16 protein-coding genes and 1 tRNA gene are annotated in these 13793 nt (G+C 69.9%); 7 read left to right on the top strand and 10 right to left on the bottom strand.

Going from position 1 to position 13793, the window contains the following annotated elements:
• Nucleotides 1–27: 27 nt before the first annotated feature.
• Nucleotides 28–1485, bottom strand: a complete 1458-nt coding sequence (locus JJ691_RS52640) for a S10 family peptidase (protein ID WP_249227204.1) — start codon at nucleotides 1483–1485, stop codon at nucleotides 28–30.
• A gap of 18 nt (nucleotides 1486–1503) precedes the next feature.
• Here JJ691_RS52640 and JJ691_RS52635 point away from each other — a divergent pair, with 18 nt between their 5' ends.
• From JJ691_RS52635 to JJ691_RS34730, 6 genes are all read left to right on the top strand, one after another.
• Complete coding sequence (locus JJ691_RS52635; RefSeq protein WP_249227203.1) at nucleotides 1504–2202, top strand: uracil-DNA glycosylase; 699 nt, start codon at nucleotides 1504–1506, stop codon at nucleotides 2200–2202.
• Between the two features lie 176 nt (nucleotides 2203–2378).
• On the top strand, nucleotides 2379–3704 hold the full coding sequence (locus JJ691_RS34745; RefSeq protein ID WP_211763791.1) for an NAD(P)/FAD-dependent oxidoreductase: 1326 nt from the start codon (nucleotides 2379–2381) through the stop codon (nucleotides 3702–3704).
• Between the two features lie 156 nt (nucleotides 3705–3860).
• Nucleotides 3861–3983: a hypothetical protein gene (locus JJ691_RS52980; protein ID WP_255360895.1), complete on the top strand. Its 123-nt coding sequence runs from the start codon at nucleotides 3861–3863 to the stop codon at nucleotides 3981–3983.
• A gap of 2 nt (nucleotides 3984–3985) precedes the next feature.
• A complete protein-coding gene (locus JJ691_RS34740; protein ID WP_249227202.1) occupies nucleotides 3986–5098 on the top strand; it encodes an ATP-grasp domain-containing protein in 1113 nt (370 codons plus the stop codon).
• Between the two features lie 114 nt (nucleotides 5099–5212).
• Nucleotides 5213–5286, top strand: a tRNA-Leu gene (locus tag JJ691_RS34735).
• 412 nt (nucleotides 5287–5698) lie between these two features.
• Nucleotides 5699–6076 (top strand): DUF5684 domain-containing protein, encoded by a 378-nt coding sequence (locus JJ691_RS34730; protein WP_211763790.1) that lies wholly within the window; start codon nucleotides 5699–5701, stop codon nucleotides 6074–6076.
• A 97-nt stretch (nucleotides 6077–6173) separates the two neighbouring features.
• Here the strand turns inward: JJ691_RS34730 and JJ691_RS34725 are convergent, their stop codons facing one another.
• Nucleotides 6174–6620, bottom strand: coding sequence for a hypothetical protein (locus tag JJ691_RS34725; protein ID WP_211763789.1), 447 nt, complete (start codon nucleotides 6618–6620; stop codon nucleotides 6174–6176).
• Nucleotides 6617–7078 (bottom strand): hypothetical protein, encoded by a 462-nt coding sequence (locus JJ691_RS34720; RefSeq protein ID WP_211763788.1) that lies wholly within the window; start codon nucleotides 7076–7078, stop codon nucleotides 6617–6619. The genes JJ691_RS34725 and JJ691_RS34720 overlap by 4 nt, the downstream gene beginning before the upstream one ends.
• Before the next feature lie 206 nt (nucleotides 7079–7284).
• On the opposite strand from JJ691_RS34720, the gene JJ691_RS34715 reads away from it, so the two are divergent.
• On the top strand, nucleotides 7285–8193 hold the full coding sequence (locus tag JJ691_RS34715) for an alpha/beta hydrolase (RefSeq protein ID WP_211763787.1): 909 nt from the start codon (nucleotides 7285–7287) through the stop codon (nucleotides 8191–8193).
• On the opposite strand, the gene JJ691_RS34710 is transcribed toward JJ691_RS34715, so the two are convergent.
• From JJ691_RS34710 to pqqA, 7 genes are all read right to left on the bottom strand, one after another.
• Nucleotides 8190–9749 (bottom strand): Na+/H+ antiporter, encoded by a 1560-nt coding sequence (locus JJ691_RS34710; protein WP_211763786.1) that lies wholly within the window; start codon nucleotides 9747–9749, stop codon nucleotides 8190–8192. The two genes, JJ691_RS34715 and JJ691_RS34710, sit on opposite strands and share 4 nt — an antisense overlap.
• A gap of 129 nt (nucleotides 9750–9878) precedes the next feature.
• Nucleotides 9879–10523, bottom strand: coding sequence for a LuxR C-terminal-related transcriptional regulator (locus JJ691_RS34705; protein ID WP_211763785.1), 645 nt, complete (start codon nucleotides 10521–10523; stop codon nucleotides 9879–9881).
• Nucleotides 10524–10598: 75 nt separating this feature from the next.
• Nucleotides 10599–11486, bottom strand: coding sequence for a pyrroloquinoline quinone biosynthesis protein PqqB (pqqB, locus tag JJ691_RS34700; protein WP_211763784.1), 888 nt, complete (start codon nucleotides 11484–11486; stop codon nucleotides 10599–10601).
• Nucleotides 11483–12559, bottom strand: coding sequence for a pyrroloquinoline quinone biosynthesis protein PqqE (gene pqqE, locus JJ691_RS34695; protein ID WP_211763783.1), 1077 nt, complete (start codon nucleotides 12557–12559; stop codon nucleotides 11483–11485). Before pqqE ends, pqqB begins: the two co-directional genes overlap by 4 nt.
• Nucleotides 12552–12818: a pyrroloquinoline quinone biosynthesis peptide chaperone PqqD gene (pqqD, locus tag JJ691_RS34690; RefSeq protein WP_211763782.1), complete on the bottom strand. Its 267-nt coding sequence runs from the start codon at nucleotides 12816–12818 to the stop codon at nucleotides 12552–12554. Before pqqD ends, pqqE begins: the two co-directional genes overlap by 8 nt.
• Complete coding sequence (pqqC, locus tag JJ691_RS34685) at nucleotides 12815–13489, bottom strand: pyrroloquinoline-quinone synthase PqqC (RefSeq protein WP_211763781.1); 675 nt, start codon at nucleotides 13487–13489, stop codon at nucleotides 12815–12817. The genes pqqD and pqqC overlap by 4 nt, the downstream gene beginning before the upstream one ends.
• 90 nt (nucleotides 13490–13579) lie before the next feature.
• Nucleotides 13580–13711 (bottom strand): pyrroloquinoline quinone precursor peptide PqqA, encoded by a 132-nt coding sequence (pqqA, locus tag JJ691_RS53465; protein WP_211763780.1) that lies wholly within the window; start codon nucleotides 13709–13711, stop codon nucleotides 13580–13582.
• Nucleotides 13712–13793: the final 82 nt, after the last annotated feature.

Genomic DNA, 13793 nt, shown 5'->3' with positions numbered 1-13793 from the left:
CATCAGGGGGTTGACATGGGGGTGGGGTTAGCGGTGGGAGGAGGCGCGGATGAAGGCGGCGAGGTCGGCGGACTGTTGGAGGCGGCTGGGCTCGTGGACGTACATCATGTGGCCGGCCTCGTAGTAGGCGAGGTCGATGTTGGCCCGGAGCTCCTCGGGGATGGCCAGGTGAGCGATGACGTAGTCGCTGCCGGCGAAGGGGGTGGCGCCGTCGTGGTAGCCGGCGGCGATGTGCACGCGCAGGTGGCGGTTGGTCCGCATGGCGGAGGCGAGCTTGTCGGCCACGGTGACGTGGGCGTTCTCGAAGTCCTTGTAGGACCAGGGCCGCACGCGGTCGGAGAGGACCTCGTAGGGCAGGTCGTTCTGGTAGCCGAGCTCCCCGCGCAGGTAGTGGTTCAGCGCGGAGGCGTACGGACCGGTGATGGCGTCGATGGAGGGGTCGCTGCTGAAGTGCTCACGCCCGTAGTCGGCCTCCCATCCGGTGAACCGGCCGTCGATGCGGCCGACGGTGAGTCGCCGCGAGCGCAGCAGCTCGGTGAAGAAGCGGATGTGCTCGATGCGCAGGTTGACCCGGTCGACGTAGTCCGCCGACAGGCCGGTCAGCGCGGCCAGGCGGTCCACAGTGGACTGGCGATCTGCGGTGGAGAGACGGTTTCCCTGGTACAGGGCCCAGATGTAGTCGCGCGAGGCGAAGGCGGTGGCCTCGGCGAGCACCTCGGCCAGCGGGCGATCGCCGTGCAGGCCGTGGTAGTGGGCGATGGCGGCGTAGGTCGGCAGGAACAGCGCGTACGGGAGTTCGTTGCCCTCGCTGAAGTCCAGGGCGTTGAAGTCCATCGCGGTGGAGATGAGGATCAGTCCGTTGAAGTACATGCCGTACTTGGACTGCAGCCGCTCGGCGATGGCCGCGCCGCGGGTGGTGCCGTAGGACTCGCCGGCGATGAACTTGGGCGACATCCAGCGGTCGTTGCGCGAGGTCCACAGCCGGATGACCTCGCTGATGTACTCGATGTCGGCGGCGAAGCCGTGGAAGTCGCCGGGCTTGCCGCCCTTGACCGCCCGCGAGTAGCCGGTGGACACCGGGTCGATGAACACCAGGTCGCTCTCGGCCAGCAGCGTCTCGGCGTTGTCGACCAGCCCGTACGGCGGCGGCTCCGGCGCGCCGGCGTCGCCGCTGACCACCCGGCGCGGCCCGAGCAGCCCGAGGTGCAGCCACACGCTGGCCGAGCCCGGCCCGCCGTTGAACGCGAACGTCACCGGGCGGTCGGCGGCCTCGGCGCCGTCGAGGGTGTACGCGGTGAGGAACACCTCGGCCTTGGCCACGTTGCCGTCGAAGGCCCCGTCGGTGTGCTTCTCCTGCCGCAGCACGATCCGCCCGGTGGTCGCGGTGTACGCCAGCTCCCGGCCGTCGACGGTGATCGAGTGCTGGCTGCTCACCAGGTCGTCGGTCGGATCTTCGCTGGGCTTCTGCTCGTCGTTGGCTGCCATGGTGAAACCCTAACCACCGTGGATCTACAAGATCTGGACAACGCGGTCATCGGATGTCGACGGTGCCCGCGGCTGGTGGCCTGGCGCGAAGCTGCGGCGACGCAGAGCCGGGCCCGGCCCGAGGAGTACTGGGCCAAGCCGGTGCCGGGGTTCGGTCCGGCCGACGCCCGGATAGCGGTGATCGGCCTCGCGCCGGCGGCGCACGGCTCGAACCGGACGGGGCGCATGTTCACCGGCGACCGCAGCGGCGACTTTCTGTTCGAGGCGCTGCACGCGGTGGGCTTGGCCTCGCAGCCTCAGGCCGTGTCCCGGGACGACGGGATGCGATTGATCGACACGAGGATGGCGGCGCCGGTCCGCTGCGCACCGCCGGAGAACAAGCCGACGCCGGAGGAGCGGGACAACTGCCGGCCGTGGCTGGCGACCGAGTTGGAGTTGCTGCGGCCGACGCTGCGGGCGGTGGTGGTGCTCGGGGCGTTCGGCTGGCAGGCGCTGCTGCCGGTGCTGAGCGCGGCCGGCTGGACGGTGCCGAAGCCGCGGCCGGTGTTCGGGCACGGCGTCGAGGTCGTGCTGCCGGCGGCCGACGGCGGCCCGCCGCTCACCCTGTTGGGCTGCTATCACGTCAGCCCGCACAACACCTTCACCGGTCGGCTGACGCAGGAGATGGTCCGGGACGTGTTTCGCCGGGCCCGAGCGGTCGCGGATGACCAAGAGTGACGATAGGGTGCGCCGATTCTGACCCGATCGGACGGTGAACCGATTCGGCCAACCGGGATGAACCCGTCAAGTCCGGCAGCTCGGCAACAGACAGTGATCATGCTCACGAGGGATCGCCGTCACATCGGGCCCGTTGTGGGCAGCGGCCCAGGGCGACGGGTGCGACCATTACGCGTATGGCGGCAGTGAAGTCGGAACCCGCGAGGATCCTGATCGTCGGCGGTGGCTACGTCGGCATGTACACCGCGTTGGGGCTGCAGAAGAAACTGCGGTCCCGGGAGGCGTCGGTGACGGTTGTCGATCCGCAGCCGCACATGACCTACCAGCCCTTCCTGCCCGAGGCCGCCGCCGGCTCCATCGAGCCGCGCCACGTGGTGGTGCCGCTGCGCCGGACGCTGCGCAAGTGCCATGTGCTCACCGGCCGGGTCACCAAGATCAGTGACGCGGACAAGGTCGCGACGGTCGAGATGACCGACGGCCACGTCGAGGAGATCCCCTACGACGTGCTGGTCGTCGCCCTCGGCTCGGTCGCCCGCACGCTGCCGATCCCCGGCCTGGCCGACCGCGGCATCGCCTTCAAGACCATCGGCGAGGCCATCTACCTGCGCAACCACGTGCTGTCGCGGCTGGACCTGGCCGCCACCACCGACGACCCTGAGATCCGCAAGCGGCTGCTCACGTTCACCGTGATCGGCGGCGGCTACGCCGGCATCGAGGCGCTGGCCGAGCTGGAGGACATGGCCCGCTACGCGCTGCGCTACTACGAGAACCTGGACCCGGCCGACATGCGCTGGGTGCTGGTCGAGGCGACCGGCCGGATCATGCCCGAGGTGCGCGAGAGCCTGGGCGTCTACACGGTCAAGGAGCTGGAGGCCCGGGGCATCGAGGTCTACCTGGACACCCGGGTGAAGACCATGGAGGACGGCCACGTCGTCCTCGACGACGGCACCGAGTACGACGGCGACACGATCATCTGGACCGCGGGCGTGAAGGCCAACCCGGTGCTGGCCGAGACCGACCTGCCGCTGGACCAGCGCGGCCGGGTGATCTGCACGGCCACCATGCAGGTGCAGGGCCTGGACAACGTCTGGTCGGCCGGCGACAACGCGGCCGTGCCGGACCTGTCCAAGACCGACGTCGACCCGGCCGCCACCTGCAGCCCGTCGGCGCAGCACGCGGTGCGCCAGGCCAACCAGCTGGCCAAGAACGTCGTGTCGGTGCTGCGGGGCCGCAAGCCGAAGCCGTACGTGCACAAGTACGTGGGCTCGGTGGCCAGCCTAGGCCTGTACAAGGGTGTGGCCGACGTCTACGGGGTCAAGGCCAAGGGCTTCGTCGCGTGGGGCATGCACCGCGCCTACCACGTGTCCCGGATGCCCACGTTCAACCGCAAGGTGCGGGTGGCCTTCGACTGGCTCGGCTCGTGGGTGCTCAAGCGCGAGGTCGTGTCCCTCGGTCAGATCAACGACCCGCGGGCTGAGTTCGATCGCGTCACGAAGAGCTGAGAATTTCCCCATCGGCGCACGACACGCCGAGCTTGATCCGCCGAATGGGCTATGATCAGTGTCAGTCGTCTTGACATTGCGTTAGGCGGGTCCCGAAACTACCCGGGGCGGATCGCCTGAACGTGTGATGCGCCTTCGGGGAAAGAGGTGACCGCGATGTCGATGGAGGACCTGGCCGCGCAACTGCGCAGCGGCGAGATCGAGGACCAGGCGCTCGCGGAGTTCGCTGCCGAGTACGCACGCGCGGAGCGGATCTCCCGCAGCAAGAAGGACGACTGAGCATGATCGGCGCTGGGCGGGCCCAGTCGGACGGCCCGCCCCAGCCGATGCTCCCCGCCCGCCCGACTCCTCTGTTGCTGCAGGGCCAGGACTACGTGTTCCGCGCGCCCAGCGGCTGTTTCGACTTCCAGGAGCAGATCCACCGCCTCGACATGGTCGAGGACAGCGGCGAGCCCGCGCCCTGCGTGCTGGTGCTGGCCCGGTCGGCCGACATGGAGATGAACGAGCTGTCCATCGCCCTGGCCGAGCGGGGCATCCGGATGGCCCGCATCGACGTGGACCGCTGCCTCGACCTGGCGTTGACCATCTACACCGACACCCCGCTGCTGGAACTCAACCGCTGGCTGCTGCGGCCCCTGCTGGTCTGGCGGCGCCACTTCGAGCTGGCCGCCATGCCGGTGGACCCGCGGACCATCAGCGGCGCCTACGCGCTGGACCAGTGGTCCACCGTGGCCGGCTGGCTCACCGAGCGGACCGAGTGGGCCCATGTGAACCCGGCTCGGGCCACCGGGCACCTCAACCGGCTCACCCAGCTCGCCGATGCCGCCGCTTTCGGGCTGAGGACGCCCAGGACGGCCGTGACGACCCAACCCGGACGGAGCAGACCCGGCGGCGGTCAGTGCATCGTCAAGACGTCCGGGCGGCACCTCGTCGAGCCTCGGCCCGGCGTGCAGCACGGCCTGTTCCCACGCCCGCTGGACACCGCCCGCGCCGGCGACGTGCCCGAGGTCGCGCCGGTGATCGTGCAGCAGTACCTGGCCGCCGACACCGAGCTGCGGATCTTCGTCGTCGGGGAGCGCCTGATCGGCTTCCAGGTCGACAAATACGACCCGGCCCAGCTGTGGGTCGACCCCGACAACGTGTCGGTCAAGCCCACCGACGTGCCGTGCGCCCTGGCCGACCGGCTGCTGGCCCTGGCCCGGCACTGGCGGCTCCAGGTCGCCGCCTTCGATCTGCTCGTCGTCGACGGCGAGCACGTCTTCCTGGAGGTCAACGTCAACTGCGACTGGCGCTGGTTCGAGCACCGCGCCGGCAGCACCGACGTGTCCGACGCCGTGCACGAGTGGGTGGCCGTGCGTTTCGCCGAGCTGCTCGCCGCCGATCGGGGGCGCTGACCGGTGCCCGTGTACCTCCACCGGATGCCCGAACGATCCGCCGGGTGGGCGAACAGGGTCTCAATTGGCTGCAAGTACCTGACCTTGGGCCGCCGGACCGCTTAGGCTCCCCACGCCCCCGTAGCCCAATAGGCAGAGGCAGGCCCCTTAAAAGGGTCAGAGTGTCGGTTCGAGTCCGATCGGGGGCACTCTCCGTCACCAGGACCCGCCACCCCCTGACCTGTGGTTAATCCGGTCAGGGGATGTGCCCGGCGCGGCTGGTGACATCGGGCCAACGCTGAGTGTGTCTGCCCCATCGCTGCCCTGAGACTTGAGTCTCGACATCTGCCGGTTGCGCGGTGCTCCCGTCGCCGTCCGTCGCGGCACTGAAACAAACGGTGAAACAGGGATACCCGGTGGGCGTGAACGGACACGAGTTGCTGCCTGATCGCACCTCTGGGTAGAAACGGGGCGAAATGGACGGGGGTGTCGGCTAATGTCCCCTCCCGTCGATCGGTGGCCGATTAAGTGTCGGGGTTTCGAAATTGTTTCGAACCGGTGTCGCGATGGCGCCCGTCGGCGTTCGGTTTGTTGTTTCCTGTGTGTAGAAAGTGATGGGTCATGGACTCCACCAGTACCTCTGTCGGCGGTCTTATTGTCGGTGTCATCGCCATCGTCGGCCTGTGGCGCGTGTTCACGAAGGCGGGCCTGCCCGGCTGGGGCGCGATCATCCCGCTGTACAACATCTACCTGTTGATGAAGGTCGCGGGCCGGCCGGGCTGGTGGGTGGTGCTGTACCTGATCCCGATCGTCAACATCATCGTGCACCTCATCGTCTCGATGGACGTGGCGCGCAACTTCGGCAAGAGCAAGGTGTTCGGCGTTGTCGGCCTCTGGCTGTTCAACGTCATCGGTTTCCTGATCCTGGGCTTCGGTGACGCGCGCTATGTCGGGGAGCGTGGAGTCGCCGGCACCGGGAACATGGCGGCCGCGTACTGACGTACGGCGAGCACTGCACTTCCGGGAAACGGGACGCGACTCGGGGAGAACTGCCCTGGGTCGCGTTTCGGCATGCTCGGAATTGGCCCGAATTAATTCACCAGATTCGACGGCTGCCACGGGCCAGTGAGCGGGCCCGGCGGACCAGGTCGTCGATCACCTCGGCCTCGGCCGAGGGCGGGGTGCCGGTGTTCGGGTCGCAGCAGCTGGGCTTGGTGCGGCGGGTGTTGTCGGTCGGCCAGGTACCGGCCAGCTCGTACAGGGCGTCGTAGACGTTGCGGCCGGGGTCGGTCTGCTCGTGCGGGCCGACGAGCACGATCCAGGCCCGGCCGGCTCCCTCGAAGGCCACCACCACCCGGTCGTTGTCACGGAGATGGCGCACGCACAGCCTGGGCAGCGGCGCGGGGCCGGTGACGCGGTAGCCCAGGGCGGCGCAGCCGCGGTGGGCGAGCTCGTCCAGGAAGGACTCGTAGGCCTTGCGGGCCGGTCCGCGCAGCAGCGCGGCCTGCGCCGAGGCGACGCGGGTCTCGACTACTTCGATCACTCAGGGATCGTCGTCCCCGAGCGCACGACCGTTCCCTCGCCCCGGACCACCTGGTCCAGGCTCTCGGCCAGGTCCACGCGCTCCAGCAGCGCCTGGTCGCTCAGCCGGCGGTGCACCTCGTCGAGCAGCCCGCGGGTGCGGCCGATGCGGCGGATCTCCCGGACCAGGTGCATCACCTCGTGCACCCGGCGTGGCTCCAGTCGCATGGTCGGCTCCTGCTCGCTGACCAGCAGCACACCCTCGCTGGCCCAGGCCCGCACCGTCTTCTCGGTCAGCTCCAGCAGGTCGGCGGCCACCACCGGCCGGATCGGCATGGCGCTGTCCAGCAGGTTGTCGGCCACGTCGTACAGCTTGCTGCGCCCGGGAGCGCCGCTGGGCAGCGTGCCGGCGACCTCCTCGATCGCCTCGACGTTGGCCAGCAGCCGCTCGGTCTGCTCCTTCTCGGCGGCCACCGACATGTCTACCTCCCTGGTCGACTACCGATTATGGGGAGTTTTTTCGGTAGTCGCAAGTGTGAGGTTGCGCCGCATGAGCACTGCTTCACGTGAAACGTCAAGGCGGCACGCCGTGCGGTGCGAGGTTTCGCTCGGGGCGGTGACGGGCGTCACGGAGTTGGGACCTGTCTGATGTAGGTTCGTCTCCCTGTTCCCGTAGAGATGACGCGATGCCCAGTCCCGAGTTCGAGGCGCTGCTCACGGCCATCCGGGCCAGTCCACGGCCCGAGCCGGCGGCTGGCGCGGACGGCGTGCGGCAGGCACGCGAGTCGATGGACCTGGCGCTGGGCTCGATCCCGCTGGCCGACGGCGTGCTGACCGGCGAGACCGACGCGGGCGGCTGCCCGGCGGTGTGGGTCCGGCCGCAGGGCGGCGCGATGGACCGGGTGCTGCTCTACCTGCACGGTGGCGGCTACCGGGCCGGTTCGGCGACGGCGTTCAGCGGCTTCGCCTCGCAGTTCGCGGCGGTCATGGGCATGCCGGTGCTGCTGCCGGACTACCGGCTGGCCCCGGAGCACCGGTTCCCGTCGGCGGTGGAGGACGTCGTGCTGGCCTACCGGTGGCTGCTGGACGAGGGGGGCTACTCGCCGGGCCGGGTGGTGCTGCTCGGCGACACCGCCGGCGGCGGCCTGGTGGTGGCGGCCATGCTGGCCGCCCGCGACCTGGGCTTGCCGCAGCCGGCCGCGGGCGCCTGCCTGAGCCCGCTGTTCGACCTGACCGCGAGCGGCGGGTCGTACGACAAGTTCGCCGACGACGACCCGATCTACAGCCGGGCGCAAGCGCTTGCGGCGGCGGCCGACTACCTGGGCGAGGCCAATCCGCGCGAGCCGCTGGCCTCGCCGCTGTTCGCCGACCTGTCCGGCCTGGCCCCGCTGATGGTGCACGCCGCCGAGCGCGAGGTGCTGGTGGACGACGCCCGCTCGCTGGTCGCGGCGGTGCTCGCCGCGGGCGGCCGGGCCAACCTGGAGATCTGGCCGGACCTGATGCACTTCTGGCACCTGTTCGTGCCGGACGTGCCGGAGTCGACCGCGGCCGTCCTAGGCGTCGCGGAGTTCCTGCTGACCTACATCGGAGCCTAGGAGTCGTCGCCCAGGCGGGCGTCCTCCAGGTCGAGGGTGCGCTGCAGGCGGCGGCGGGTGCTGTCGTCGATTTCGCCGTCGTCGAAAAGCCTGGTCAGCTCGGCCATTTCCACGGCCAGCAGTTCACGGCGCAGTTGCTTGTAGGTGGCGGCGACCGAGGAGCCGGGCGGTTCCTCCTGGGGGTCGCCGTGGTCGATCCGGGCCAGCAGGCCCTGTCTGAGCCGGTCGAGGACCGCGTGCGGCGCGGCCTCCAGGTCATAGAGCTGCTCCAGGTGGGCCAGCCCGGCCTCGGCCAGCCGCACGTTGGCCAGGTCCTGCTCGCGGCGGGCCTCGGCCGGCGTACGGGCGATGCCAGCCCGTCTGACCAGCGGCGCGAGCGTGAAACCCTGGGCCACCAACGTGATCACGATGACCGTGGTGGCCAGCGCCAGCACCAGGTCGCGCTGCGGCACCGGTTCGCCGTTGTCGGTGAGCAGCGGGATGGACAGCACCGCGGCCAGCGGCACCACACCCCGGGCGCCGGCCCAGGAGACCACTGTGGACGTTCGCCAGTTGAGGCGGCGGTTTCCGCGCCGCAGCTGCATGATCCAGCCCAGCGGGAACACCCACAGGAACCGGATTGCGATCAGCGCGGCCGTGATCACCAGCGCCTGCCACGGCCAGCCCGGGTCGGAGCCGGCCAGCCCGCGTACCAGGTACGGCAGCTGGAGACCGATCAGCCCGAACACCGCGCTCTCCAGAATGAAGATCACCGTGCCGTAGACCGCGTCCACCTGGAGCCGGATGTGGGCGGTGGTGATCTTCGGAGTCTGCGCGCCGAGCACCACGGCGCACACCACCACCGCCGTCACGCCCGAGCCGCCCAGTGTCTCGGCCAGCACGTAGGCCGAGTACGGGCTGACCAGCGCGATCACCGTCTCCAGCACCGGATCCACCGTGCGCCGGCGGATCAGCCAGATGCCGCCGGCCACCACCAGGCCGACGCCCAGGCCGCCGCCGGCCAGCAGCAGGAACTCGCCGCCCACCGATCCCGCCGACACCGCGCCGCCGGCCAGCGCCGCCGTCACCGCCAGCCGGAACAGCACCAGGCTCGTCGCGTCGTTGAACAGGCTCTCCGCCTGCACCAGCACCTGGATCCGGGGCGGCAGCGACAGTCGGCGGCCCAGCGCGCTCACCGCCACCGGGTCCGTGCTCGCCAGCACCGCCCCCAGCACGAACGCCATGCTCGCCGGCAGTGGGGCCACCAGCGCCGCCACCAGCCCGACCGCCGCCGCCGAGGCCAGCACCAGGCCGACCGCCAGCACTGTCACCGGCCGCCACACCGCGCGCAGGTCACGCCAGGGCATCTCCTCGCCCGCCGCGTAGATCAGCGGCGGCAGCACCACCAGGCTCACCAGCTCCGGCGTCGCCCGGACCTCCGGCACCCCCGGGAACAGGCCCACCACCACGCCCGCCACCACCAGCAGCGAGGGCGCGGGAATGCTCAGCCGGCGGGCGAAGGTCGCGACCACCGTCGCCAGCACCACCAGCAGGAGCACCGTTTCCACGCTCTGCATCGCTGGCACCTTTCGCCGGGGTCCACGAAACTCGCCGACCAGACTTCCCGGCACACCGGGCCCGACCCTACCTGCCACGCCACCCGAATGGGTGGATCACGGGGGTGGGTGAGACCTGGCTTGCAACGATCACCCGTTCAGATAAGCCAGCACCGCCAGCACCCGGCGGTTGTCGTCCTCGTGCTGGTGCAGGTTCAGCTTGGTGAAGATGTTGTTGGTGTGCTTGCCCACGGCCTTCTCGGTGACGAACATGCGGGCCGCGATGGCGGCGTTGGAGCGGCCCTCGGCCATCAGGCCGAGCACCTCCTTCTCCCGCGGTGTGAGGGTGCCCAGCGGGGCGTCGCGCTCACGGCTGGACAGCAGCTGGGCGACCACCTCGGGGTCCATGGCGGTGCCGCCGTCAGCCACCCGGCGCACGGCGTCCACGAACTGCTTCACGTCGGAGATGCGGTCCTTGAGCAGGTAGCCGACGCCGCCGCTGCGGTCGGACAGCAGTTCCCGGGCGTAGAGCTGCTCGACGTACTGCGACAGCACCAGCACCGGCAGCCCGGGGATCTCGCGCCGGGCCTGGATGGCCGCGCGCACGCCCTCGTCGGTGAAGGTCGGCGGCAGCCGCACGTCGACCACCGCCACGTCCGGCTTGTGCTCGGTGAGCGCGGCCAGCAGCTCCGGCCCGGACTCGACGGCGGCGACGACCTCGAAGCCGTGAGCCTGCAACAACCGGATCATGCCGTCCCGAAGCAGCAGCAGGTCTTCCGCGATGACTACACGCACGCGTGAGAGCTAACCACAAGTCACGGGTCACGGAGGGAGGATTGCCGCCGTGGCAACGGGTCTTTGAGCCGATCGTCAGAGCGTGACCACGGTGCCGTCCGGGACGACCTCGACGCCGGCCGCGGCGATCTCGGCCGACTCCGGGGAGGCCGGGTCGAGCAGGGGGTTGGTGTTGTTGAGATGGGTGTAGATCCGGCGCATGGCCGGGAATCGCCGCAGTTCGGGCAGGCTCCCGCCGTCGCCGAAGACGGGCAGGTGGCCCATGGCCGACTGGCCCTTGGTATGGCCGGTGCGCACGCCCATCTCGTCGGTGGAGCAGAAGGTGCCGTCGAGCAGGAGGCAGTCGACGCCGGCCAGCAGGGCCTCGAAATCGGCGGACCACGAGGCCAGACAGGGGGCGTAGAGCAGGGTGCCGCCGGTGACCGGGTCGTGGATGCGGTAGGCGACAACCCAGGGGCCAGGCTGCTCGCCGGCGTACTTGGGGCGTTTGACGCCGACGGCGTGGGCGGTGGCGACGAGCTCGCCGGTCAGCTCGAAGGGCTGCTCCGGCACGGTCTCGTGCCACGACCAGCCGGCGTAGTTGTCGAGCACGGGCCCCAGACCGAGATTCGACCGCAGGGCCGAGAGGGCGTTGGCCGGGGCGTAGAGGGTCTGGCCGCCGCCCTCACGGAGGGAGAAGACGCCGAGGGAGTGGTCGAGCTCCGCCGAGGTGAGCAGGACACCGCGTAGCGGGGTGTCGCGCCGGCCGGGACCAGGGGTGAACTCCGGGGAACCCACCAGCTGCACCCGGATGTCGGGGGAGGCGTTGAGCAGCCACCAATCGGAGCCGTTTCCGCTGACGGCAAGGCAGTCCTGACTACGGGACGGCAGCAAACCCTTGCGGGCCAAGGCACAAGGGGAACAGGCGCAGTTCCACTGGGGGAAGCCGCCGCCGGCGGCGGTGCCGAGCACGACGACCCTCACACCGACCGCCGCATGGCGAAGGCCGGCCGTTCGATGGTGATCTCGGCAGCCAGAATGTCTTGCACCAGGCCATGATCCGGCGACAGCGTGCACACGGGGTCGGTCGCGGCGGCGTCGCCGGTGAGCTGGAAGGCCTGGCACCGGCAGCCGCCGAAGTCGATCTCCTTGCGCGGACAGCTCCGGCACGGCTCCCGCATCCACTCGGTGCCACGGTAGGCGTTGAAGGTCTCGGAGCCGTACCAGATCTCGGCCAGCGAGGAGCGCAGGACGTTCTGCACGGGCAGCGAGGTGATCACGCTGGCGGCCGGGCAGGGCAGCACGTCGCCGTTGGGGGCGACGGTGAGCTGCCGGGCGCCCCAGCCGTACATGCACGGCTTGGGGTTGGCCTCGTGGTAGTCGGCGACCACGTAGACGATCTCCATCCGCCCGGCCAGCCGCTGTTTCGCTTCCTGCACAACGGGTCCGGCGGCGGCGAGCTGTTCCCGGGTGGGCAGCAGGGCGGCCCGGTTGCGCAGGGCCCAGCCGTAGTACTGGGTGTTGGCCAGTTCGAGGCGGTCCGCGCCCATCTGCTCGGCCAGCTCGATGATGCCGCCGATGTGGTCGAGATTCGCCTTGTGCAGCACGGCGTTCACGGTCAGCGGCAGCTCCGCGTCCTTGATCAGCACGGCGGCGGCCAGCTTGCGGTCGTAGCCCTTGACGCCGGCGATCAGGTTGGCGTTGCGGGGATCCGCGTCCTGTACGGACAGCTGGACGTGGTCAAGGCCGAGGGAGACCAGTTCGGCCAGCCGCTCGGCGGTCAGGCCCAGACCGCTGGTGACGAGATTGGTGTAGCAGCCCAGGCCGCTGGCGTGGGCCAACAGCTTCGGCAGGTCGGGACGGGCCAGCGGCTCACCGCCGGACAGGTGCACCTGCAACACGCCGAGTTCCCGACCCTCGTCGAAAACCCGTTGCCACGTCGAGGTGTCCAGCTCGTCGGCGCGCTGCACCAGCTCGACCGGATTGGAGCAGTACGGGCAGTGCAGCGGGCAGCGGTGCGTCAGCTCGGCCAGCAGTCCCAGCGGCGCCTCAGTCAACGTCCACCACCCGTCGGGCCACGAGCCGATCCACCAGCTCGATCACGTCATCGGGCTGCACGCCGTCGAACTCGTCGGCCAGGGCCAGCGCGATGTCGCCGACGCTGGCCGAGCCGTCGCAGCGGAACACCACGGCGGCGGCGGTCTCGTTCAACAGCAGCACACCCTCCGGGAACAGCACGACATCGCTGTCCCGGGTCTTGTCGTACGTGCACCGCACGCCCCGGCGCACCCGAGGCACGGAGTCCAGCGAAGTCATGAGTGATAGTCCACGGCATCCAGGATCGCCTGCAGCACATCGCATTTGAACGCCAGCGCGGCCACACAGGCCTGCTGCTGCTCACGGGTCCGCGCGTGCTCCACCACGATGTCCAAAGTGGACTTTCCCTCGCCGGCGATCACGGTCAGCCGGGACACGAAGTAGGCGAAGCCGTCCTCGCCGATCCACGGGTACTGCTCCCGCATGTCGGCCAGCCGCCGCTTCATCAGGCCGGGGGAGAACATCTCGGTCAGCCCAGAGGCGATGGACTCCACCCATGGCTTGCTGCGGGCGAAGTTCACGTAGGCGTCGACGGCGAACCGCACGCCCGGCAGCACATGCCGCTCGTCCAGCACCTCGGCCCGGTCCAGGCCGACGGCCTCGGCCATGCGCAGCCAGTTCTCCGCGCCACCCTCGCCGTCACGGCTGCCGTCGTGATAGACGATCCGCTCCATCCAGTACCGCCGGACCTGCGACAACGGGCAGTTGGCCAGGATGGCCGCGTCCTTCTGAGGCAGGCTGCGCTGGTAGTACCAGCGGTTGGCCGCCCACCGCTGGAGCTCCTCGCGGCTGAGGTCGCCGGCGTGCAGGCGCAGGTGGAACGGGTGGTCGTGCCAGTAGCGCGGGGCCAGCGCCCGCAGCTCGGCGATGAAGTCCTCGGCCGCCAGCATGTTCGACTCCTCGATGGGCGTGGGTGAAAGGACCATTCCTGACGTTGAACGTGAGGAATGGTCCCTTCCAAACAGTGAACCCTTGACAGGTCAGACCCGCGCGGAGTACGCGGTGACCTCCATCGGCGTGTCGTACTCATTGAAGTCGGGCTTCACCCAGGAACGACGGGCGGGCTTGCGGACGGACTTCTCGGCGCGCTTGACGGTCTTCGGTGCGGACATCGCTCACTCCTTGGACGACATCTGTGTGGGCAAGGCCGCGGCGGAACACCACAGTAAGCCCTTTCTGCGGCTCCCGGCTAGA

The organism is Kutzneria sp. CA-103260 (assembly GCF_018263855.1).
GTDB lineage: Bacteria > Actinomycetota > Actinomycetes > Mycobacteriales > Pseudonocardiaceae > Kutzneria.
Note: the sequence above shows the minus strand (reverse complement) of the source record. Positions and strands in the feature narration are given on the sequence as shown.

Bases quoted from the DNA above. Each gene is read 5' to 3' on its own strand.
- pqqA (WP_211763780.1), bottom strand. From the start codon at position 13,711: ATGTCCGCACCGAAGACCGTCAAGCGCGCCGAGAAGTCCGTCCGCAAG.
- JJ691_RS34740 (WP_249227202.1), top strand. From the start codon at position 3,986: ATGATCGGCGCTGGGCGGGCCCAGTCGGACGGCCCGCCCCAGCCGATG.
- JJ691_RS52980 (WP_255360895.1), top strand. From the start codon at position 3,861: ATGTCGATGGAGGACCTGGCCGCGCAACTGCGCAGCGGCGAGATCGAG.
- pqqC (WP_211763781.1), bottom strand. From the start codon at position 13,489: ATGCTGGCGGCCGAGGACTTCATCGCCGAGCTGCGGGCGCTGGCCCCG.
- JJ691_RS34710 (WP_211763786.1), bottom strand. From the start codon at position 9,749: ATGCAGAGCGTGGAAACGGTGCTCCTGCTGGTGGTGCTGGCGACGGTG.
- JJ691_RS52640 (WP_249227204.1), bottom strand. From the start codon at position 1,485: ATGGCAGCCAACGACGAGCAGAAGCCCAGCGAAGATCCGACCGACGAC.
- JJ691_RS34745 (WP_211763791.1), top strand. From the start codon at position 2,379: ATGGCGGCAGTGAAGTCGGAACCCGCGAGGATCCTGATCGTCGGCGGT.
- JJ691_RS34715 (WP_211763787.1), top strand. From the start codon at position 7,285: ATGCCCAGTCCCGAGTTCGAGGCGCTGCTCACGGCCATCCGGGCCAGT.
- pqqD (WP_211763782.1), bottom strand. From the start codon at position 12,818: ATGACTTCGCTGGACTCCGTGCCTCGGGTGCGCCGGGGCGTGCGGTGC.
- JJ691_RS34720 (WP_211763788.1), bottom strand. From the start codon at position 7,078: ATGTCGGTGGCCGCCGAGAAGGAGCAGACCGAGCGGCTGCTGGCCAAC.
- JJ691_RS34730 (WP_211763790.1), top strand. From the start codon at position 5,699: ATGGACTCCACCAGTACCTCTGTCGGCGGTCTTATTGTCGGTGTCATC.